This window comes from Amycolatopsis saalfeldensis, from assembly GCF_900110575.1.
In the GTDB taxonomy this organism is placed as follows: Bacteria; Actinomycetota; Actinomycetes; order Mycobacteriales; family Pseudonocardiaceae; genus Amycolatopsis; species Amycolatopsis saalfeldensis.
Genome location: NZ_FOEF01000012.1, coordinates 183,477 through 204,054 on the forward strand (window position 1 = coordinate 183,477; position 20,578 = coordinate 204,054).

At 71.6% G+C, this 20,578-nt stretch carries 22 protein-coding genes; 10 read left to right on the forward strand and 12 right to left on the reverse strand.

Annotation, left to right across the window (positions count from 1 at the left end; translation table 11 throughout):
- Nucleotide 1: 1 nt before the first annotated feature.
- Both BMY97_RS26010 and mdlC read right to left on the reverse strand, forming a co-directional pair.
- Nucleotides 2-1,456 carry a benzaldehyde dehydrogenase gene (locus BMY97_RS26010; protein WP_091621015.1) on the reverse strand — a complete coding sequence of 485 codons (1,455 nt, stop codon included), beginning with the start codon at nt 1,454-1,456 and terminating at the stop codon, nt 2-4.
- Nucleotides 1,457-1,468: 12 nt separating this feature from the next.
- Complete coding sequence (mdlC, locus tag BMY97_RS26015) at nt 1,469-3,031, reverse strand: benzoylformate decarboxylase (protein WP_218156887.1); 1,563 nt, start codon at nt 3,029-3,031, stop codon at nt 1,469-1,471.
- 113 nt (nt 3,032-3,144) lie between these two features.
- Between mdlC and BMY97_RS26020 the strand changes: the two genes are divergently transcribed.
- A complete protein-coding gene (locus tag BMY97_RS26020; protein ID WP_091621018.1) occupies nt 3,145-4,068 on the forward strand; it encodes a LysR family transcriptional regulator in 924 nt (307 codons plus the stop codon).
- Nucleotides 4,069-4,148: 80 nt separating this feature from the next.
- A complete protein-coding gene (locus BMY97_RS26025) occupies nt 4,149-6,122 on the forward strand; it encodes a TIM-barrel domain-containing protein (RefSeq protein ID WP_245787498.1) in 1,974 nt (657 codons plus the stop codon).
- Between the two features lie 9 nt (nt 6,123-6,131).
- On the opposite strand, the gene BMY97_RS26030 is transcribed toward BMY97_RS26025, so the two are convergent.
- Nucleotides 6,132-7,310: a cytochrome P450 gene (locus BMY97_RS26030; RefSeq protein WP_177231547.1), complete on the reverse strand. Its 1,179-nt coding sequence runs from the start codon at nt 7,308-7,310 to the stop codon at nt 6,132-6,134.
- 155 nt (nt 7,311-7,465) lie between these two features.
- A complete protein-coding gene (locus BMY97_RS26035) occupies nt 7,466-8,542 on the reverse strand; it encodes a class I SAM-dependent methyltransferase (RefSeq protein ID WP_091621023.1) in 1,077 nt (358 codons plus the stop codon).
- A 39-nt stretch (nt 8,543-8,581) separates the two neighbouring features.
- Between BMY97_RS26035 and BMY97_RS26040 the strand changes: the two genes are divergently transcribed.
- From BMY97_RS26040 to BMY97_RS26050, 3 genes are all read left to right on the forward strand, one after another.
- Entirely contained in the window at nt 8,582-9,397 is an 816-nt protein-coding gene (locus BMY97_RS26040) for a class I SAM-dependent methyltransferase (protein ID WP_091621258.1), read from the forward strand.
- Nucleotides 9,398-9,501: 104 nt separating this feature from the next.
- On the forward strand, nt 9,502-9,822 hold the full coding sequence (locus BMY97_RS26045) for a hypothetical protein (protein ID WP_091621026.1): 321 nt from the start codon (nt 9,502-9,504) through the stop codon (nt 9,820-9,822).
- A 139-nt stretch (nt 9,823-9,961) separates the two neighbouring features.
- Complete coding sequence (locus BMY97_RS26050) at nt 9,962-10,306, forward strand: ArsR/SmtB family transcription factor (protein ID WP_091621028.1); 345 nt, start codon at nt 9,962-9,964, stop codon at nt 10,304-10,306.
- Here BMY97_RS26050 and BMY97_RS26055 read toward each other — a convergent pair.
- From BMY97_RS26055 to BMY97_RS26085, 7 genes are all read right to left on the reverse strand, one after another.
- Nucleotides 10,228-10,869, reverse strand: coding sequence for a response regulator (locus tag BMY97_RS26055; protein WP_091621031.1), 642 nt, complete (start codon nt 10,867-10,869; stop codon nt 10,228-10,230). The two genes, BMY97_RS26050 and BMY97_RS26055, sit on opposite strands and share 79 nt — an antisense overlap.
- Nucleotides 10,870-12,069: a sensor histidine kinase gene (locus BMY97_RS26060; protein ID WP_091621034.1), complete on the reverse strand. Its 1,200-nt coding sequence runs from the start codon at nt 12,067-12,069 to the stop codon at nt 10,870-10,872.
- Nucleotides 12,070-12,216: 147 nt separating this feature from the next.
- A complete protein-coding gene (locus BMY97_RS26065) occupies nt 12,217-13,140 on the reverse strand; it encodes a quinone oxidoreductase family protein (RefSeq protein ID WP_091621037.1) in 924 nt (307 codons plus the stop codon).
- 107 nt (nt 13,141-13,247) lie between these two features.
- Complete coding sequence (locus BMY97_RS26070) at nt 13,248-13,637, reverse strand: MerR family transcriptional regulator (protein WP_091621039.1); 390 nt, start codon at nt 13,635-13,637, stop codon at nt 13,248-13,250.
- Between the two features lie 28 nt (nt 13,638-13,665).
- On the reverse strand, nt 13,666-15,105 hold the full coding sequence (locus BMY97_RS26075) for a dihydrolipoyl dehydrogenase family protein (RefSeq protein WP_091621042.1): 1,440 nt from the start codon (nt 15,103-15,105) through the stop codon (nt 13,666-13,668).
- Between the two features lies 1 nt (nt 15,106).
- Nucleotides 15,107-15,667 carry a hypothetical protein gene (locus tag BMY97_RS26080; RefSeq protein ID WP_091621260.1) on the reverse strand — a complete coding sequence of 187 codons (561 nt, stop codon included), beginning with the start codon at nt 15,665-15,667 and terminating at the stop codon, nt 15,107-15,109.
- Nucleotides 15,668-15,841: 174 nt separating this feature from the next.
- The gene (locus BMY97_RS26085; RefSeq protein ID WP_091621045.1) at nt 15,842-16,258 is read right to left on the reverse strand and encodes an Lrp/AsnC family transcriptional regulator; all 417 of its coding nucleotides are present in this window, start codon (nt 16,256-16,258) and stop codon (nt 15,842-15,844) included.
- 427 nt (nt 16,259-16,685) lie between these two features.
- Here BMY97_RS26085 and BMY97_RS47215 point away from each other — a divergent pair, with 427 nt between their 5' ends.
- Entirely contained in the window at nt 16,686-17,090 is a 405-nt protein-coding gene (locus BMY97_RS47215) for a pyridoxal-dependent decarboxylase (protein ID WP_177231549.1), read from the forward strand.
- A 117-nt stretch (nt 17,091-17,207) separates the two neighbouring features.
- A complete protein-coding gene (locus tag BMY97_RS26095; RefSeq protein ID WP_143086298.1) occupies nt 17,208-17,438 on the forward strand; it encodes a hypothetical protein in 231 nt (76 codons plus the stop codon).
- A 6-nt stretch (nt 17,439-17,444) separates the two neighbouring features.
- On the opposite strand, the gene BMY97_RS26100 is transcribed toward BMY97_RS26095, so the two are convergent.
- Complete coding sequence (locus BMY97_RS26100) at nt 17,445-18,020, reverse strand: TetR/AcrR family transcriptional regulator (protein WP_091621052.1); 576 nt, start codon at nt 18,018-18,020, stop codon at nt 17,445-17,447.
- Between the two features lie 75 nt (nt 18,021-18,095).
- On the opposite strand from BMY97_RS26100, the gene BMY97_RS26105 reads away from it, so the two are divergent.
- The 3 genes from BMY97_RS26105 to BMY97_RS26115 are packed head-to-tail and all read left to right on the forward strand — an operon-like array spanning nt 18,096 to nt 20,575.
- On the forward strand, nt 18,096-18,875 hold the full coding sequence (locus BMY97_RS26105) for a GntR family transcriptional regulator (protein WP_091621055.1): 780 nt from the start codon (nt 18,096-18,098) through the stop codon (nt 18,873-18,875).
- A 54-nt stretch (nt 18,876-18,929) separates the two neighbouring features.
- On the forward strand, nt 18,930-20,018 hold the full coding sequence (tmpA, locus tag BMY97_RS26110) for a 2-trimethylaminoethylphosphonate dioxygenase (RefSeq protein ID WP_177231550.1): 1,089 nt from the start codon (nt 18,930-18,932) through the stop codon (nt 20,016-20,018).
- A complete protein-coding gene (locus BMY97_RS26115) occupies nt 20,015-20,575 on the forward strand; it encodes a phosphonate degradation HD-domain oxygenase (RefSeq protein WP_091621060.1) in 561 nt (186 codons plus the stop codon). The genes tmpA and BMY97_RS26115 overlap by 4 nt, the downstream gene beginning before the upstream one ends.
- Nucleotides 20,576-20,578: the final 3 nt, after the last annotated feature.

Here is a 20,578-nt window from a genome sequence, read left to right on the forward strand (position 1 = left end):
GTCAGAACGGATAGCCGGCGATCTCGGAGCGGACGGTGAGCCACTGGGTTTCGGTGAAGGCCTCGATATTGGCACGGGCGCCGCCGAAACGGGAGCCGTTGCCGGAGTCGCCGACCCCGCCGAAGGGCACGTTCGGCTCGTCGGCGACGGTCTGCTCGTTGATGTGGACCTTGCCGCTGTCGAGTTCGTCGGCCAGCCGCATCGCCGTGCCGACGTCGCCGAGGATGCCGACCGAAAGGCCGTAGGGCGACTCGTTGACGAGACGGGCCGCCTCGTCGATGTCGCCGAAGGTCAGCACCGGGGCGACCGGGCCGAAGACCTCCTCCTGCCAGACGGGTGAGCCGGCATTGCCGCACGCGAGCACGGTGGGCGGGTAATAGGGTGCCGCGGGCTCACCCCCGACGAGCACCCGGTCCCCGGCCGCGACCCCGGCGCGCACCAGCCGGTCGACGTGGTCGAGCTGCTTGCCGTCGATGATCGGGCCGAGCGCGACCGGCTGGGTGGCGGGGTCGCCGACCGGCAGCTTGCGGGCGATGTCAGCCAGTGCTTCGAGGTACGGCCCGGCGATCGACTCGTGCACGAGGTGACGGCCGGTGGCCATGCAGATCTGCCCCTGGTGGTTGAACGAGCCGAACGCGCCGGCGCTCGCGGCCCGCTCGACGTCCGCGCCCGGCAGCACCACCAGCGCGTTGTTCCCGCCCAGCTCCAGGTGCACGCGCTTGAGCAACGACGAGGCCCGCTCACCGATCCGGCGGCCGACCGCGGTGGAACCGGTGAACGAGATGACCCGCACCTCGGGCGCGTCGATGGCCGCCTGCCCGACGTCCGCGCCGCCGGGCACCAGGTGCAGCAGTCCTTCGGGGAGCCCGGCCTCCTCTAAGATCCGCACCAGCGCGACGCCGCCGCAGACCCCGGTCCGCGGGTCGGGCTTGAGCAGCACGGCGTTGCCGAGCGCGAGCGCCGGGGCGACCGACCGGATGGACAGGATCAGCGGGAAGTTGAACGGCGCGATCACCGACACCACCCCGGCCGGGCGGGATCGCGCGAACGACCAGTGTGGTTCGTCCGACGCCAGCACCTCGCCCTGCGGGTGGGTGGGCAGCGCGGCCGCCTCGTGGCAGATCCCGGCCGCCATACCGGTTTCGACGGCGGCCTTGGCCGGGACCGCGCCGGACTCCCGGACGATCCAGTCCTCGATCTCCGCCCGGTGCGCGGCCCACAGGTCGCCCGCGCGGCGGAGCACGGCGGCCCGCTCGGACGGCGGCGTTCGCGCCCACCCGCGTTGCGCGGCGGCCGCGGTGGCGGCGGCCCGGCGCACGTCGTCCGGGTCGGCCAGGCCGAGCCGGCCGAGGGTGGCGCCGGTCGCGGGTTCGACGACGTCCTGGGCCCCGCCGCCGCCGGCCCGCCACCCGCCGGAGTAGATCCGGGCGGCCCAGGTTTCCTTTTCCAGCAGCATGTCCGGCTCCGATCAGGCGGGGGTGGTCACGGCGGTGTCGACCTGGATGAGCCGCGGCCCATCGGCCGGTTCGGCCAGCAGCGCGCGCAGCTGGGCGAGGTCCTCGGCGTGCGTCGCGTGGACGCCGTATCCGCGGGCGGTGGCGGTGAAGTCGAGCCCGGGGATGGCCGTGCCCGGCACGTCCGGGGTGCCGAGCAGCCCGGCGAACCACTCCAGCGCACCGTAGATTCCGTTGCGCAGCAGCACATAGGTGATCGGCAACCGCCACTGGGCGGCGGTCCACAGGCCGGTGATGCCGTAGTTGGCGGCCCCGTCGCCGATCACGCCCACCACCGGCCGGTCCGGCCGCGCCAGCGCGACGCCGACCGCGGCGGGGATCCCGAAGCCCAGGCCGCCCGCGGCCGGGAAGTAGTACGAGCCCGGCCGGCGCAGGTCCATCTGCCGCCACCAGGAACCGTTGGTGGAGGTGGATTCCACCACGTAAGCGGTATCGGGCGGCTGCGTGTCGCGCAGGGCGGCGAAGACCTGTTCGGGATGGAGGGAAGCTCCGGTTCCCTCGGCCGGTGCCGCCGGGATCGTGTGCTCCCCATGCTTTTCCGGGCGTTCCGGGAGGATTTCGAGCAGGCCGTGGATCACCGCCCCCGGGTCGGTGACGAGGGCTTCGCCGACCGGGGCGCGGGCCGCGGCCGAGGCGTCGTCGGTGACCTGCACCAGCCGGACCCCGGGGCGCAGGTGCTCGCCCGGCAGGTATTCGTGGTAGCGGAACACCGGGGCGCCCAGCACCAGCACGAGGTCGTGGCCGGCGAGCGCGTCGGCGACCGGCGCGATCCCGGCGGGCAGCACGCCCCGGAACAGCGGGTGCCGGTTCGGGAACGGCAGCCGGAACAGCGACGGCGCCGCCCAGACCGGGGCGGCCAGCCGTTCCGCGAGCGCGGTCACCGCGTCGAAGTGGCCGTCGGTGTCGAGGTCGCCGCCCAGCACCAGGGCGGGCCGGTCGGCGGCACGCAGGTCCGCGGCCAGTGCCTCGACCTCGGCGGGGCTCGGGCACGCGGACCGCCGGACGGTGCGCGCGAAGACCGCTTCCGCGCCCGGTTCCGCCTCGGCCGCCCAGTCGTCGTACGGCACGGAAAGGTAAGTGGGACAACGCCGCAACCGGGCCTCGAAGATCGCCTGGGTCAGCGCGCGCGGAACGTCGCCCGCGCAACTCGGTTCGGCGGCCCAGCCGACCAGCGGCTTGGCCAGCGCAGTGGCGTCCACATTGGACAGCAAGGCCTCGGTGCCGATCGCCGGGCGCACCTGCTGGCCGGCGAGGACCACCAGCGGGGACCGGCTGGACACGGCGTTGGTCAGCGCTCCCATCGCGTTGCCCGAGCCGGAGGCGGAGTGCAGGTTCACCAGCACCGGGCGGCCGGTCGCCTGGGCGTAGCCGTCGGCCATCCCGACCACGGCCCCCTCGTGCAGGCCGAGCACGTAGCGGAACGAGGCGGGCAGCCCGGTGAGGAACGGGAGTTCGTTCGAGCCGGGATTCCCGAAGACGGTGTCGAGGCCGTGGCGTCGCATCACCTCGTGCGCCATCTCGCGGATCAGCACGGCGCCCTCCTCGGCTCGTCGCGGTGTGACTCACGGTAGAGACGGGTGTAGTACTTATCCAATAGATGTTTTGCCGCTGCCGCATAGATGAGATGAATATGGCCGACTTCGATCTCAACCTGGTCCGGGTCTTCGTCCTGCTTTACGAGACCCGCAGCGTCACCGGCACCGCGACGTCCCTGCACGTCAGCCAGCCGACCGTGAGCTACGGGCTGGGCAAGCTGCGCCGCCGGTTCGACGACGTGCTGTTCCACCGCAGCCGCCACGGCCTCGTGCCGACCGCGCTCGCGGACCGGCTCTACGAACCCTTGCAGCGCTCGCTGGCCGGGATCGAGCAGGCCGTCGACCCGGCGTCCTCGTTCGAACCCGGCACCGCGCGAGCCCGGTTCACCATCGGCCTGTCCGACCTCGGCGAGGCGTCTCTGCTGCCCCTGCTGGTCGGGCCGTTGCGCGCCCGCGCGCCCGGGGTGTCCCTGGCGGTCCGCCCGCTGGACCTCGCCGACTCGCCGCGGCAGCTCGAACGCGGCGAGATCGACGCGTTCGTCGCGACACCGCTCGTGTCCGCGCCGCAGATCAGCCGGCTCGCGCTGTTCGCCGACGGCTACCTCGCCATGGTCGCCGGCAACCACCCGCGGGTGCACGGCCCGGCGATCAGCAAGGCGCAACTGCGCGCCGAAGGGCACGTCCTGGTCGACGGCCCGTCCGGCCACATCGGCCCCAAGCTCGCGCTGGCGACCCTCGACCTGCTCGACCGGGTCGTGCTGGAGGTCGCCAAGTTCTCCGTGGTGCCCTACCTCATCCAGCAGTCCGAACTCGTCGCCATCGTCCCGGAGCTCGCCGGCCGCGCCTACGCCGCCAGCCACCCGGTGCGCCTCCTGGAGCTGCCGATCGCGCTGGAGCCACTGGAGATCGCGCTCTACGCCCGGCCCGAACGATCCCGCTCCCCCGCCGAACGCTGGCTGGTCGAGTTCCTGCACGAGAAACTCAGCGCGCCGCCGGGAAGCCAACCCGGCAGACCTTGACAAACCCTCCCGTCTTGTGTGCTTATTACTGCACATTACGACGCAGCATCGAGCATAATCTTGCATTTCGGGAGGCTCAAGTGCATCGACGACTGGCGTACGCGGCAGCCGGGCTGGTCCTCGCCGGGACCGTCGCGGCCCCCGCCGCCGCGGATTCGCTCTCGTCCCTCTCGGTGCCGCGCGGTCCCGATTCCCCCGGTTACCAGCTGCGCATCGACACCGCCCGGCTGGGCATCAGCGTTTCGCGCGGCGGTGAGCAGGTGCTGCGCACCGCGTCCGACGCGTTCACCTTCGACGGCGGCGTGGCGACCCGGGTCCGGTCCGTCTCGCGGGAAGGCGCGACCGTCGTCGCCGAGGCCGACAGCACGGCCGGCCGCCCGGTGACGCTGCGGATCACCCCGCACCCGGACCGGTTCGACCTGAGCTGGTCGGTCGGCGGGCTCGCCGCCGGGCAGCGGGCGACCCACTTCGACCTGGCGACGTCCGGCCATTGGTACGGCGGCGGCGAGACCAGCGAGGGGAAGGCCCAGCCGTACCCGCTTTCCGCCGGCGTGGTCGACGAGCCGGAGTTCTCCCCCGCCAGCTACATGATGCAGGAGCCGTACTTCTTCACCTCGAAGTCGGTCGGCCTCCACGTCCGCACCGCCCAGCCGATGAAGGTCGCGCTGGCGAGCGGGCGCGCCGACCTGACCGTCACGAACTCCGCGGAGTACACGAGCACGGTCTTCGTCGAGTCGAGCCGCCGCGCGGTGTACGACGACTACATCGGCGAAGTGGGCAAGCCCGCCAAGAGCGACGCGACCGACGCCGAGTTCAAGAGTCCACTGTGGAATTCCTGGGCGCAGTACTACCGGGACATCGACCAGGACAAGGTGCTCTCGTGGGCGCGGGACCTGCAGCAGGCGGGCGTCGCCGGGCACACCGTGCAGCTCGACGACAAATGGGAGTCGAACTACGGCAACCTGACCTTCGACCCGAAGGCCTTCCCGGACCCGAAGAAGCTGGCCGGCGACATCCACGCGATGGGCCAGAAGTTCGGCCTGTGGACGACGTTCTGGGTCAATCTGGACTCGGCGAACTACGCCTACGCCCGTGACCACGGCTATCTGGTGCACGCCAAGGGAAGCACCACCGAACCGTGCACGGTGACCTGGTGGAACGGCACCGCGGGCATCATCGACCTCGGCAACCCGCAGGCCCGCGACTGGTACACCGGGAACCTGCGGAAGCTGATGGCGGACTACGGCGTCGACGGCTTCAAGTTCGACACCCGCTTCTTCGACGACCGGTGCGCCACCACCGGGAACCTGACCCCGCAGGACTACCAGAAGCTCGGCGCGGACATGACCGACGCGTTCGACCAGCAGGGCGCGGGAATCCGCACGCACTGGGGAAACCAGCACTACGGGTTCGTGATCCGGGCGGTCGACGCGGACACCACCTGGGACGGCCTGCGCACCTCCCTGCGCCGCGCGTCGGCGATCTCCACCGACGGCTACCCGTTCGTCGAGACGGACATGATCGGCGGGTCCAACAGCATGCCGCCGCCCACCCGCGAGGTGCTGGTCCGCTGGGCGCAGGCCGCTTCGCTGATGCCGCTGATGTACGCGTCGACCTCGCCGGTGACGACGGTCGACACCACGACGGGCAAGACGGTCGTCTACCCGGCCGACACCGCGAAGCTGTACGCCGACGCGGTCCAGACCCACGCGAAGCTCGCGGGCTACCTGAAAACCCAAGTACAGCAAGCGGTCGCGGACGGCACCCCGATCATGCGGCCGGTCTACTTCGACTTCCCCGCGGACCACCGCTTCGACACGATCGACGACGAGTGGCTGCTCGGCCCCGCCCTGCTGGCCGCCCCGATGATCACCGCCGGCACCACCCGCGACATCACCCTGCCCGCCGGGCTGTGGTTCGACCCCCACACCAAGCGCACCGAACCGGGCGGCCGCACGCTGCACGGCTACCCGGCACCGCTGGACACCGCGCCCATGTTCGTCCGGATCGGCGCACCGGGATGGACGGGCCTCATCGGGGCGCTCACCCGCTGAGCCGGCGCCTCACCAAGCGACGGGCAGGGTGGACAGCCCGCCCGCGAGCTGATCGTCCGGCGTGCTCAGCTCCGACACCGGCCGTACCAGGTGCAGGTCGGGGAAACGCCCTAGCAGTGCGGAAAACGCGAGCCGCAGCTCCATGCGCGCGAGTGGCGCGCCGACGCAGTGCCAGATGCCGAACGAGAAGGTCAGGTGCGGGTTCGACGTGCGGGTGAGGTCGATCCGGTCGGGCTCCTCGAACGCCCGGCGGTCGGTGTTCGCCAACGCCAGGTCGAGCAGCACCAGATCACCGGTCTCGATGCGGACGCCGTCGACGTCGAGGTCTTCCCGCGCGTAGTGCGGCATGATCACGCCGCCCGCGCTGGCGGTGCGCACCATCTCCTCGACCGCGGCGGGCATCAGCCCGGGATCCGCGGTGACGGCCGCGCGGAGTCCGTCATCGCTGCACAGCCGCGCGACGCCGAAGGCGAGGTGGTTCACGACGCCGCGGCCCCCGAAGATCACCCCGGCGATCACGTTGGCGATTTCGGCGTCGGGCAGCCCGGCGGCGCAGGCACCGGAGATCATGTCGTCACGCGGGTCCTGCCGCCGGAGCGTGACGAGCCGCTCGATCACCGCCTCGAGCGGAGCCAGCCCTTCGGCGTCGCCGCCGAGCATGCTCGCCGCGGCGAGCAGCGGCCCCAGCTCGTCGCGGTCTTCGGCGGGAATGCCGATCAGCTCGCACAAGACCGCCATCGACAGGGGGTTCGCGAACACCGTCATCAGATCGGCCGGCGGGCCGTGGGACTCGAGAGTGTCCACCGCTTCGTCGACGAGCGCCGCCACCGCGGGTTCGAGCGCGGCCATCCGCTTGCGTGAGAAGTACGGCGTGAGGACCGCCCGCAACTGGTGGTGGTCGGCGATCTCGTTCGCGTAGTCGGTCTGGTCGGTGGCCTCGTCGAGAATCGCGGAATTGATGAACCGGGCCGCATTCGCCGGATCCGGATGCGCGCGCCCCACCCTCGAACCCATCAGCAGGTCTTTGACCTCGGCGTAGCGGGTGACCAGCCACGCGTCGTCGCCGGCATAGGTCCGGACCCGCACGACCGCGCGGGATTCCTGCAGTGACCGCCAGTCCGGGGCGGGCTGGAGCACCGGCGAGGACAGAGCGGCCAGGCTGGGCAGGTGCTCAGGGGGGCTCGACATTTCAGACTCCATTACGGGATCGACGACGTTCCGTGCCTCGAGGTCGAAGATCCCAGCGTCCGGGAACGGCTGTCAAAGCTCCTGGCAAAAGGGTGGGGAAAGCACCAACGGTTTCTCGGTTTCGGCCACAGTTCCGGCGTGCCGGACCTCGACGCTCAGTGCGGAGGACGCTTCGTGGCCGGCGGCTTGCGGGCGAGGACGCGATAGGCGTTGGACATCCCGTGGTTGCGGCCGATCGGCGCGCTGAGCCGGTCCACCAGACCGGCGATCACGAAAGCCGGGATGCTCACGATGAAGCCGAGCTTGCGCAGCAGCACGCGGGTGCGTGACGGGCGATTCTCCCGCCAGGCCAGGTCTTCGCCGCCGATCGTGGCCGCGTTCACGGCCAGCATGGTGGCGGCCACCAGGTCGATGGCGGAGTGCGGCTCGGCCCGTTGTTCCGCGACGACGGTGAGCCCCAGCGCGGCGAGTTCTTCGCGCAGGTTCGCGATCGGGATCAGGTTCAGGTGCTGCGGCTGCAGCCAGGGCAGCCACCACCGGCCCAGCAGCCGGCCCCAGCGCGACTCGGGATCGGGCAGTTCGATGGCGAGGTGCCCGCCCGGGGGCAGCGCCGCCGCGGCGGCGGCCAGCTCCCGCTTCGGCTCGGGCGTGTGCTCCAGGTAGTGGTACATGCTGATCACGTCGTACCGGCCGGACAGTTCTCCGGCCAGCTCGACGAAGTCGCCGCGGTAGGCGCGGCGGATGCGGCCCTCCTGCTGCGCGAGTTCCACGCCGTCGGTCATGTCCAGGCCGTCGAACTCGGTGCCCGGCAGCACCTTCTTGGCATCGCGGGGGAAATGCCCGTGTCCCGTGCCGACGTCGAGCCACTGCCCGGGCGAACAGAGCGAGGCGACCAGCCGGGCCCGGCCCGCGTAGCCGGCGCGATTGCCCTCGAACATCGAGTTCATGTTCTTCTCGCCGAGGCCGTCGTAGCAGTCCCGGTAGTAGAAGCCGAGGCCTTCGCCGGTCAGCCGCGGGTTCTGGAAGACGTGGCCGCAGTCCTGACAGGACTCCAGGACGAAGCTCCCCGGCTTGTGCTGCAGCAGGTCCGTGGTCCGCAGCCGGACTTCGAGCCGCTTCGAGTCGCACCAGGCACAGGTCTCGCGGCGCTCTTCGAAGAACCGCTCGGTCCCGGCGGCGAGATCGGACAGGTAGGCGGGCCTGCGTTCGGCAACCGCGTCGGTCTCCGTCATGGGCGTGGAGTGTATCGGCGAAACCCTTATCGTGGCGTGGTGAGCGATGACATCTGGGCCGGTCTGGCCGACCAGTTCGCCGACGGGGCCTACGCCTCGGTGAAGGGACGCGTGCGCACCTACGTCCTGCACCGGCAGCTGCTGGAGCACTTGCCACCGCCCCCGGCGACGGTGCTCGACGTCGGCGGCGGCGCGGGCCACCAGTCGTTCCCGCTCGCCGAAGCCGGATACGACGTCACGTTGCTCGACTCGTCACCCGCGATGCTGGCGAAGGCGGAGCAGCGGCTTCAGCGGCTGCCCACCGAGGCGCGGCGGCGAATCACCCTCGTCCAGGCCGACGGCGAGAACACCGAGAAGTCGGTGAACGGCCGCCGCTTCGCCGCCGTGCTGTGTCACGGCGTGCTCGGCTACCTCGAACAGCCGGAGCCGCTGGTCGGCCAGCTGTGCCGGTGCGCGGCGGCCGGCGGCGTGGTCTCGATCATGACGGGCAACGCCCATGCGATGGCCGTGCGCCCGGCCCTGGAACGGCGGTGGGAAGACGCGCTGGCGGCGTTCGACGCCAGCACCGAGACCGGCGTGCTGGGAGTGCCGAGCCGGGCCGACACCGTCGAGGAGATCAGCGCGCTGCTGTCCGGCCACGACGTGGAACCCGTGCGCTGGTACGGAGTCTGGCTGTTCGTCGACTGGCTCGAGTTCGGCGGCGCCGAACTGGACCCCGGCGACGCCGAGCAGGTCGCGGCGACGGCCGAGGTCGAATTCGAAGCCGCCCGGCGCGACCCTTACCGAGGGCTCAGCCGCGTCTTTCACCTGGTCGGCAGGAAAGGCCCGGCCATTAGCTTACGACCGATCGGCTGAGCGGGAAGCTCATTTCGACCGACGTCGAATAGATTGCCCGGTCGCATTCTTCTTGGTTAGCTCAGAGCTGCCGGAAATTCCGCACAGCAAACAGGGAGAAACACATGCGATCCATTCTGGGCAAGGCCGGTCTGACCCTGGCCGCGGCCGCGGCCATCGCTTCCGCCGGCGTCACGACCGCGTCGGCGGCCGAGTCCGGCCCGGCCGCCGGCGCCCGGCCGGCGTCGGTGCAGGAGACGCCGAAGGAGTGCGAGCAGGCCCACGTGGAGCACGACTGCTACGACTACGTCACCTGGTTCTTCACCTACGGCCAATGCAACGACGACAGCCGGAAAACCAACTTCGACCGGACGAAGTACGACAGTGCCACGTGCGCCCAGTTCTCCGGCGGCCTGACCGTCGGGCTCTACTGGCACCGCCCGTAACCGTACGGCCTCATTTCGCGCGACCGAAGTCGGCGCATTCGCCGACTTCGGGCCGTGGCCCGCACCGTGGCTCCGGCGCGAAACTACCCGGGTGAATCCGCCGGATAACGGCGCGCGGGAATCAACCGGGGAGAAAACGATGACATCGGCGACCGCACTGCCGGAACGGGCCGCGATCGCGGCACTGCTCGGACCGGCCCGCGCCCGGGTGCTCGAAGCGACGAGAGCGGGCGCCTCCACCACGGAGCTGAGCCGTTCCGCCGGAATCTCGATCGCTTCCGCGAGTTACCACGCGTCGATTCTGCGGGCGGCCGGCCTGGTGGAGACCCGCCGCCGGGGCAAGGCCGTGCACCACCTGCTCACCCGGCTGGGCGCGAGCCTGCTGGCCGGGGCCCGGGCGCCGGGTCACTCCGCGTCGCGCACCAGCAGGGCGATCTGGACGCGGTTGGCGACCTCGAACTTGACCAGGATCCGCGAAACGTAGGCCTTGACCGTCGCCACGCTCATGAACTGCGCGGCGGCGATCTCCGCGTTCGACAATCCCTGGCCGACCGCTTCGGCGACCCGTCGTTCGCCTTCGGTCAGGGCCGAGAGCGCCGAGCGGGCCCGGGCCAGCCGGCTCTCGTCCCCGTCGGTCATCCGGGCCATGAGCTTGCGGACGATGGCCGGGGACAGCGCGGGTTCGCCGGCCGCGGCCCGCCGGATGGCCGCGACCAGGTCGGCCGGCGGAGTGTCTTTCAGGAGGAACCCGTCGGCGCCGGCCCGCAGCGCCTGGCGGACCAGGTCGTCGGTGTCGAAGGTGGTGAGCACCAGCACCGAGACCGGGAGGTCCCGCAGCCGGGCGGTGGCGGTGACCCCGTCGGTGCCGGGCATCCTCAGGTCCATCAGCACGACGTCGGCCCGGGTGGAGCGGACCAGCTCGGCGACGTTCGCGCCGTCGCCGGCCTCGCCCACCACGACGAGGTCATCGGCACCGGACAACATGGTCGCCAGCCCGGCCCGGACCAGCCATTCGTCGTCGACCAGCACCACCCGCACCGGGTCCATTCAGGCCTCCCAGGGCAGCCACGCCCGCAGCAGGTACTCGTCCCCGGCCGGGCCGTGCTCGAGCCGCCCGCCGGCCAGCGCGGCCCGTTCGGTGAGACCGGCCAGCCCGGTCCCGGCCCCCGGGATCGGCAGCCCGGCGCCGGCCGAGGGCAGCGGCTGGCGCACGACCACCCGCAATCCCGAGCCCGCCGCCCCGCCGAGGGCCACCGTGACCGGCCGTCCGGGCGCGTGCTTGCGGGCGTTGGTGAGTCCCTCTTGGACGATCCGGTACGCGGTACAGCCGACCAGCGCGGAAATCGTGGCCAGCACGGCGGTTTCCGGGATCTCCAGGCGCACCGCCGTGCCCGCCTGCCGCGCCTCGGTCACGAGTTCCGGCACGCGGTCCAGGGCCGGGGCCCGCAGCCCGGAGTCCCCGGCCGGATCCTCGCGGAGCAGGCCGATGACCTCCCGCAGGTCGATCAGCATCTGGTGGGCCCCGCTGCGGATGATCCCCGCGGCCCGGGAGATCTCGGCCTCGGAGGCGGCGGGATTGAATTCGAGCGCGCCCGCGTGCACGCTCAGCAACGACATCCGGTGGGCCAGGACGTCGTGCATCTCGCGGGCCAGCCGGGTGCGTTCCAGCCGGCGCGCCTCCACCAGCCGGCCGGCGTGCTCCTCCTCCACCAGCCGGGCCCGCTCGGCGAGCGAGACCAGCAGCTGCCGCCGGGCGCGGACCAGCCGGCCCAGCCCGACGAGGACGGCGGTGGCCAGCACCCCGATGGTCGTGCCGGCCCACCACGGCACCTCGGGCGACTGGCGGGTGAAGGTGTTCACGACCGAAGTCGCCACGCCCAGCCCGGCCACCCACACGACTGCCCGCAGCCGGCGGTGCACCGCCGCGAAGAAGGTCGCCACCCCGGCCGCGCCGCCGACCGTCAGCGAAACCGCCGACAGCGCCGCCAGCACCAGCGCGAGCGCGGCCGGCCACCGGCGCCGGACCAGCAGCGCGGCACACCCCAGCCCGCCCAGTGCCAGGTCGGCCAGATCGGCCGGGGCCATCCCGTCGAGCAGCGACGGCAAGGCGCTGAGCAGCCCGGCCACGACGGCGATCAGGATCCCGGTGGCGTCGACGAAAACATCGCGGACCGACCGGCCCCGCCCGCGGCCGGGATCCACGTCCGCCCGCAGCGAGCCGGGCTGCCACTGCCAGAAGATCGGCACACCCTCCCCGTTCCCGGTTTCCGGCCCGGGCGGCGGCTTCCGTGCGCGCCGGGCACTACCGCCATCTTCGGGCCCGGGCCGCCGCCGTGAGAAGGGAGATCGACCAAAGTCGATCCGATCATCTCCCTGTGGCGGTCCGGCCGCGGCTCACCCGACCTTGATGACGACCTTGCCCGAGGTGTGTCCGTTTTCGACGGTGGCGAGGGCCGCGGGGGCGTCGGAGAGCGGATGGGCCGCGGTGATCACGGTGGCGAGGGCACCGTCGAGGGCCAGCCGGGCGGTCCGTTCCAGGTTCGCGCGGTCGAGGCGGCGCTCGACGAAACGCCCGCCGAGGCCGGTCACCGACATGTCTCCCACGGCGATGACGTCGCAGGGCTCCCGGGCCAGCAGGGCGACCGTCCGCAGTGCGGCGCCTCCGACGAGGTCGACGATCCCGTCGAAGCCGTCCGGCACCAGCCTGCGTGCCGCGGCGGCGACGTCCTCGGCGGTGTAGTCGATGAACCGCGCCCCGACGGCCTCGGCGTGCTCACGCTTGGCGGCGCTCCCGGTGCCGATCACCCGCAGTTCGCGCGCGGCGGCCAGCCGGGCGACCGCCAGGCCGACCCCGCCCCCGACGCCGTTGACCAGGATCGTAGCCCCGGCCGGGAGGCCGAGCTGGTCGAGCGCGTCCACCGCGGTCGTCCCGGCGATGGGCAGCGTCGCCGCCACGGTCGTGGACAGGCCCGCCGGGATGCGCGCGGTGTTCGGCGCGGACAGCACCGTCGTCTCGGCGTAGGTGCCGCCGCCGGTGAGCGCGAAGCCGAAAACCGCGTCACCCACCTCGAGCCCGTCGACGTCCTCGCCCCGGGCGAGCACCGTTCCCGCGGCCTCCACGCCGAGCACCCGGGGAAACGGGCGCCCGCCATCGAGCCCGGGGACCAGGCCCGCGCGCAGCAGGTGGTCGAGCGGGTTCACGCCGGCGACGTCGACCCGGATCAGCACCTCACCGCGGCCGGGGACGGGATCGGGACGCTCGAAGAACTCCTGCACCCCGGGTCCGCCGTACCTGCCGAAACCCCACGCCTGCCCCATTTCCTGCCGCCTTCCGGGTGACCGGCCCGGTGGTCCCGGGCGCCTGCGGCCATCCTCGGCGCTGACACCGATGTCAGGGGCAACCGGCTGAGGTGCGGGTCACAGCCTCAGGCCGACCGCGCCACCGGCGCCGTGGACATTCCCGCCCGATGCCGGAGGTTGGCCCGGATCACCACGTCGAGCGCGTCGCGGGTCTCGACCAGGCGCGCGATGTCGGCGTCGATCCGGTCGCGCTCGCGGGTCATCGTCTCGAACGCCAGGTCGACCACGCCCACGTCACCGGGGGTCTCCACGCAGGGCAGCACCGACGCGATCACCCGGCTGGACATCCCCGCGTCGAACAGCTGCCGGATGAGCGAGACCCGCTCGACCTCGGCCTCGGAATAGTGCCGCTGCCCGGTATCGGAGCGCGAGCTGGTCAGAAGGCCCTGCGCTTCGTAGTACCGCAGGGATCGCGGACTCACGCCCGTGCGCTTGGACAGCTCGCCGATCCGCATATCCGGAGAGCCTACGCCGAGCCGGGGGTCAGCGGCCGTAGGTCTCCAGCAGCCGCAGCCATACTTCGCTGACGGTGGGGAAGGCCGGGACGGCGTGCCAGAGCCGGTCCAACGGCACCTCCCCGGCGACGGCGATCGTGGCGGCGTGGAGCATTTCCGCGACGTCCGGGCCGACGAGAGTGACGCCGACGATCACCTGGCGGTCCTCGTCGACGACCATCCGGGCGTGGCCCTGATAGCCCTCGGCGTGCAGCGCGGACCCGGCGGTGGCGGCCAGGTCGTAATCGACCACGCGGATCCGCAGCCCAGCCGCCTCGGCCCCGGCCGCGGTCAACCCCACCGACGCCACCTCCGGCTCGGTGAAGACCACCTGCGGCACCGCACGCTCGTCGGCGGTCGCCGCGTGCCGGCCCCAATCACGGTCGTCGACCGCCGCGCCGGTCGCGCGCGCCACGATCACGTCACCGGCCGCCCGGGCCTGGTACTTGCCCTGATGAGTCAGCAGCACCCGCCGGTTCACATCCCCCGCGGCGTACAACCAGCCGCCACCGACCGGCACGCCGTCCGCCCCGACGACCCGCATCGTGCCATCCACCGCGAGCCACGCACCCGGGGTGAGGCCGACCGTCTCCAAGCCGAGGTCCCCGGTGTTCGGCGTCCGGCCGATCGCGACGAGCAGCTCGTCGGCGTCGAGGTGCTCGCCGGTGGTGAGGGTGAGCGACACCGTCCCGTCCTCGTTCCGCTTGACCGATCCCGCCTCCGCGCCGACCCGCACCGCCACCCCCTTGTCCCGCAACGACTCCGCCACCCGCTCCCCGGCGAACGGCTCGGCCAGGTGCAGCACCCCGTCCCGGGCCAGCATGGTCACCGACGACCCCAGCCGGGAGAAGGCGGTCGCCATTTCCGAGGCCACCACCCCACCGCCGATGATGACGAGCCGGCCGGGAACCTCTTTCGCGGCAACGATTTCCCGGCTGGTCCACGGCGCGGCCTCGCGGAGGCCTTCGATGTCCGGCACCAGCGCACCACTGCCCGTGGCGACGACGACCGCGTGCCGCGCGGTCACCCTGGTGACCACACCGTCGGCGCCGGTCACCTCCACGACCCGCTCGGCGGTGATCCGGCCGTGTCCGCGGTACAGCGCAATCCCCGCCGACGCGAGCCAGGACACCTGCCCGCCGTCCTGCCAGTCCGAGGCGAAAGAGTCACGACGGCGCAGCACCGCCGCCACATCCAGCCCACCGGTCACCGCCTCCCGCGCGCCGGGCACCTGCCGGGCCGCGCGCAGTGCCGCCCCGCTGCGCAGCAACGCCTTCGTCGGCATGCACGCCCAATAGGAGCACTCGCCCCCGACCAGTTCCCGCTCGACGACGGCGGCGCTCAACCCGCCCTGCACGGCCCGGTCGGCGAGGTTCTCCCCCACCGGGCCCGCACCGATGACCACCACGTCATACCCGGCGGTGTCCACGTCAGCGCACCTGCCCGGCGCGGCCGAGCCGGATCGCCGAAACGAGGAAGAAGATGCCGCCCAGAACCGCGTAACCGGCGACCGTTGTGAGCGCGAGGTTCGGCGCGCCGGCGCCGATGATGAAGTTCGCGCCCGCCAGCACCGAAATGCCGCCGCTGAGGATCATCGGCCACTGACCACCCAGCTTGCGGCGGGTCACCGCCACGATCAGCTGGATCAGCCCGGCGACGATCGCCCACACACCCCAGACCCGCAACACCGACGGCACCCCCGACGCGGCCGCGACACCCAGGCCGATCGCCGCCAGCAGGCTGATCGCCATATTCACGTACAGACCACGAGACGCCTCGGTCGCGCGGGACGAACGAGAGTCCACCACCGCCGCCCCGACATCGAACAACGGGTACAGCACCACCAGCGCGACGCCGATCGGCCCGACCGCCGACTTCGACGTCACGAACAACAACACCGCCCAGACAATCGCGAAACCGAACCGCACGAAATACAACCGGCGCAGCGCGGGCGCGATTCCCCCGACAACGGGCGAGTCAACAGTGGTCACGATGATCCCTTCCACAGCATTCAGGACTGACAACACCGCCCGGAAATGAGACCGAACGTTCTACCCTTCAGCAGCATGGCAACCCGGCCGGTCGTTGTCAAGACAGAACGTTCTATCACTTTCTGAAGGCAGCAGTCAGGCGGGCAGGGAAGCACCCCGCTCATTTCACGGACTTCATCGCGAACTGCGAGTTGGTGCGCGCGACCCGGGCAGCCGGGTCAGGGTGGACATGGACAGCTGCTCGTAGGCCGGCAGGTCGGCGACGGCCACCCATGCGAGGTAGTCGGGCTGGCCGAACATGCGCAGGCACTCCTCGACCTCGTCGATGGACGCGATCCGGGCCTCGAACGCTTCGAGCGTCTCGGTGTCCTGGACGGCCATGTCGATGTGCACGAGGACCCGAAGCCCACGGCCGAGCGCCGCCGGATCGACAGCGGCGTGGTAACCGGTGATGACCCCGGCTTCCTCGAGCGCGCGCACGCGCCGGAGGCAGGGCGACGGCGTCAGGCCGACCTTGTCGGCGAGTTCCGTGTTCGCGAGGCGGCCGTCCTGCTGCAAGTGGCGGATAATTGCCCGATCGGTGCGATCCACTGACCGATTGTGCCACAAATCTGGCTCGGCTAAGCCAAAGATGGCATCGCGTGCTCACGGTTCGGACCTAATCTGCCAGTCATGAGCGAGCTGCTGTTGAGTGAGCACGAGCGAGACCGCGCCGGGGCGCGGCTGCTGGCCCTGCTGGACGGGTACGAACGGGGCCTGCCGGAATCGCCGGTGCTCCCCCGACCGGACCGTGCCCGGCTGGCCGAGCTGCTCGCCGCGCCGATGCCGGAGCGGGGCGTGGGCGTCGACGCGCTCTTCGACCGTTGGGAGGACACGATCCTGCCCAGCTCGACCACCGTGGCGCACCCGCGGTTCCTCGCCTACGTGCTCGGCCCGCCGAGGCGGCCGCGATCAACCAGAACTGCAACTTCTGGCAGCTGTCGCCGGCCGCGAGCGTCGTCGAGCGGGCCGTGCTGGAGTGGCTGGCTTCCGTCGTCGGGTTCCCGGGTTCCGCGAGACCGGCCTGCAACGCTCCGCGCCGCCGCTGATCGTGTACACCTCCGCGGAGGCCCACAGCAGCGTCGACAAAGCGGCGGCGATCTTGGGCATCGGGGTCGGCAACGTGCGGCACATCCGCACCGACGAGCAGAACCGGATGGACGTCACGGCCCTGGCCGAGGCGGACCGGCGGGCGGGCTCACGGCCGTGGTGCGTCGTGGCCACCTGCGGCACGGTGAACACCGGCGCGGTGGAGCCGATCGCCGACCTGTGCACCGCGGAAGGATTGTGGCTGCACGTCGACGGCGCGTACGGCGCGCTTTTCCTGCTGTGTGAGGAACTTCGCGATCTCATGGGCGGCTGCGGCCGCGACGGCGGCCCGTAGTCCAGGTAGTCGGTCATCAGGGGATCTTCGGCGACCGTCGAACTGGCCCGACAGCTCGCCCGCGGCATCGAAGCGGCGCCCGGACTTCGGTTGCTGGCGCCGGTCACCTTGACGGCGGTGTGCTTCGAGATCGAGGGTGCTTCGCCCGCCGAGCACACCGCGCTATTGGAGGCCCTCGTGGCCGACAACACCGCTCTGCTCGGGCCGGTGCGGATCGGCGGCCGGCCGGGCATCCGCGCCTGCGTCACCAACCACCGCACGACGTCCGGCGACATCGACCTGATCCTCCGCCGGCTCAGGGGCGTGTCCGTTCCCGCGGCGGCCGTCACGCCCGGAAGAGCGCGGTAGCGCCGATCACCGCCGCTGCAGGATTCCCTCGACGCCTTCGAGGAAGGTGTCGCAGACCTCGGCCGGGTCCGAGAGACAGCCCGAAACCATCGCGCCGTCTCGCAGCATCACGAAATGCCGACCCGCGGGCTCCGGCGGCGCCTCACCGATCTGCGCGAGCACATCCGTGACGGTGCTGCGAAACCACTCGCGGTGTTCGAGGACCACCCGATGCACGGGATGCGCGGGATCCGGGTACTCCGCGACCGCGTTGAGGAAGGCACACCCACGGAAATGAGCCGACCCGATGCCCCCGGTGATCGACTTCGCGATCGCCCGCAGGACGTCAGCCGGCGGCAGCCCGCTGGCCACGGCCTTGTCGATCCCGTCGCGCTCCATCTCATGGGCACCCTGCAGATAGGCGACCACCAGGTCTTCCTTACCGGGAAAGTGCCGGTACAGCGTCGCGCGGGTGACCTTCGCCTCCGCGACGATCCGGTCGATCCCGACCGAATGCAGGCCCTCCGCGTAGAAGATGCGGGTGGCCGTCGCGAGCAGCCTCGACCGCGCTTCGGAGACTCGGCCTCGAGTGTTGTGCACCATCCGGTCAAGGATAACAGATAGAACGATCGGTATCTCACTTGTACAGACATCACGGCCGGGCCTTAGCCTGTCCGCGTGGTCATCAAGCACGAAAAGGGCTCGCCGTCGCTGTACCGGCGGATCGCCGACGAGCTGAAAGCCGAGATCAGCGCGGGCACCTACGCACCAGGCGACGCGCTGCCGTCGGAGAGTGAGCTCGCGCAGCGCTACGACGCGTCCCGGGGCACGATCCGGCAGGCCTTCGCCGCCCTGCGGACCGACGGGATCATCTCCTCCCGGCGCGGCGCGCGGCGGGTGGTCCAAGGGGGACCGCGGCTGCAGGACTTCGCCGCGCTGCACAGCTTCTCCCACTGGGGCCGCGCGATCGGCGCGAAACCGAGCGGCCGGGTGGTCGGGCTGGCCCGCCGCGAAGCCACCGGTGACGAGCGGGACCGCCTGAACCTCCCCGAAGGGGCGCGGATCTACCACCTGACCCGCGTCCGCCTGCTCGACGGCAGGCCGGTGATGATCGAACGCACCGCCTACCCCGACCGGATCGGCGCGCTGGTCGCCGGGATGGACCTCGACCGCGAGTCCATCACCGACCGGCTCGAGGAGCTCGGCACGACCTTCGCCGACGCGGAGCACACCATCGACGCCGTGCGTGCCACAGCCGACGACGCCCGCCTGCTCGGCGTCCGGGCGGGCGCCCCGCTGCTGCGCGAGCGCCGCCGTACCACCGATCCGTCCGGGGCCGCCCTCGAGTGGTCCGAGGACCGCTACCTCGGCGACCAGGTCGCGTTCACCGTGCGCAATTCGGCCGACCGCAACACCTTGTCCCGCTGGCACTCCGCGCCGGGGGCGACCACAGGTTGACGTCCGCGGTAGTCTCAACATGTACAGCCAAGTTTGCACATGAGGGGACAATCGATGACCACTACGGCCACCCGGGCCGGCGGCGCCACCCCGGCGTTCCCGCCGATCTGGCTCCGGGACAACTGCCCGTGCGAGCGGTGCCGCGATCCCCGCAACGGCCAGAAGCTGTTCGGCATCACCGACCTCCCGGCCGATCTCACCGTTCGCGACACCGAGGCCACGGCGGACACGATCACCGTCACCTTCGGCCCCGACGGGCACCGCGGCGTCTTCTCCCGCGCCTGGCTCGAAGCTCATCTGTCCACATCGGACGGAGACGGGCGTACCGAAGCCGCCAAGCAGCTGTGGCAGGCCCGCGACCTCGAAGGCCGGCTGCCCGCCGCGGACTGGGCCGCTTACCGCGACGATCCCGCCGAGCGGGCACGGGTCCTGCGCGCGGTGCGCGACCTCGGATTCGCGGTCCTGCACGGCACGCCGACCGAAGAGGAGACCGTGCTCGCCATCGCCCGGACGTTCGGGTATCCGCGCGAGACGAACTACGGCACGCTCTTCGACGTCCGCGTCGAAGCGAATCCCGGCAACCTCGCGTTCACCGGGATGCGCATCGCGCCCCACACCGACAACCCGTACCGCGACCCGGTGCCGACGCTGCAACTGCTGCACTGCCTGGCCAACGCTGCCGAGGGCGGCGACTCCGGCCTCGTCGACGGGTTCACCGCGGCTTCCCTGCTGCGCGCCGACGACGAAGCGGCCTTCCGGATCCTCACCACCACCCTGGTGCCGTTCGCCTGGTCCGACGCGAGCACCAGCCTCCGGGCGGACCGGCCCCTGATCGACGTCGACCCCGCGGGCCACCTCCGCGAGGTCCGCTTCAACAACCGTTCCATGCAGGCGCTGCGGCTGGATCCGGCCGCCACCACCGCGTTTTACGCCGCTTACCGGCGCTTCGCCGAGATCATCGCCCGCCCCGAACTGCTGCTGACCTTCCGGCTCGAGCCCGGCGACTGCCTCGTCTTCGACAACACCCGGCTGCTGCACGCCCGCACCGCGTTCGCCGAATCCGGTGCCCGGCACCTGCAAGGCTGCTACGCCGACCTCGACGCCCTCGCCAGCGCCCTGCGCACCCTGGAGGAAACCGCGTGACCACCACGCCGAACCCCGTCGACCGGATCGCCGCCCTCTTCGCCGGCCCCGGCGCGGAGGACTACCTCGGCGAGGCCGTCACCCAGGCCGAGCACATGCTCCAGGCCGGCGCGCTCGCCGAAGCCGCCGGAGCCCCCGACACCCTCGTCGCCGCGGCGCTGCTGCACGACGTCGGCCACTTCCACGGCGCCGTCACCGGCCACGACCTGATGGCAGGCAAGGACAATCGGCACAGTCACAGCGGCTCCGGCTGGCTCAGCCAGTGGTTCGGCGCCGCCGTGACCGAACCCGTCCGCCTGCACGTCGCCGCCAAGCGTTATCTCTGCGCCGTGGAACCCGACTACCACGCCAGACTGTCTCCTGCGTCCGTCTACACCCTCGAAGTCCAGGGCGGTCCGATGACGCCGGCCGAGGTGCGCGAGTTCGAAGCCGAACCCCATCACGCCGACGCCGTCGCCCTGCGCCGCTGGGACGACGAGGCCAAGGATCCCGAGCTGGAAACCCCCGGCTTCGAGCACTTCCGGCCGCTCCTGAACCGGCTCGTCACCACAGTCTGACCG

Bases quoted from the DNA above. Each gene is read 5' to 3' on its own strand.
- tmpA (WP_177231550.1), top strand. From the start codon at position 18,930: ATGACCACTACGGCCACCCGGGCCGGCGGCGCCACCCCGGCGTTCCCG.
- BMY97_RS26070 (WP_091621039.1), bottom strand. From the start codon at position 13,637: ATGCGGATCGGCGAGCTGTCCAAGCGCACGGGCGTGAGTCCGCGATCC.
- BMY97_RS26030 (WP_177231547.1), bottom strand. From the start codon at position 7,310: ATGTCGAGCCCCCCTGAGCACCTGCCCAGCCTGGCCGCTCTGTCCTCG.
- BMY97_RS26020 (WP_091621018.1), top strand. From the start codon at position 3,145: ATGGCCGACTTCGATCTCAACCTGGTCCGGGTCTTCGTCCTGCTTTAC.
- BMY97_RS26055 (WP_091621031.1), bottom strand. From the start codon at position 10,869: ATGGACCCGGTGCGGGTGGTGCTGGTCGACGACGAATGGCTGGTCCGG.
- BMY97_RS26065 (WP_091621037.1), bottom strand. From the start codon at position 13,140: ATGGGGCAGGCGTGGGGTTTCGGCAGGTACGGCGGACCCGGGGTGCAG.
- BMY97_RS26100 (WP_091621052.1), bottom strand. From the start codon at position 18,020: ATGGTGCACAACACTCGAGGCCGAGTCTCCGAAGCGCGGTCGAGGCTG.
- BMY97_RS26050 (WP_091621028.1), top strand. From the start codon at position 9,962: ATGACATCGGCGACCGCACTGCCGGAACGGGCCGCGATCGCGGCACTG.
- mdlC (WP_218156887.1), bottom strand. From the start codon at position 3,031: ATGGCGCACGAGGTGATGCGACGCCACGGCCTCGACACCGTCTTCGGG.
- BMY97_RS26010 (WP_091621015.1), bottom strand. From the start codon at position 1,456: ATGCTGCTGGAAAAGGAAACCTGGGCCGCCCGGATCTACTCCGGCGGG.
- BMY97_RS26035 (WP_091621023.1), bottom strand. From the start codon at position 8,542: ATGACGGAGACCGACGCGGTTGCCGAACGCAGGCCCGCCTACCTGTCC.
- BMY97_RS26045 (WP_091621026.1), top strand. From the start codon at position 9,502: ATGCGATCCATTCTGGGCAAGGCCGGTCTGACCCTGGCCGCGGCCGCG.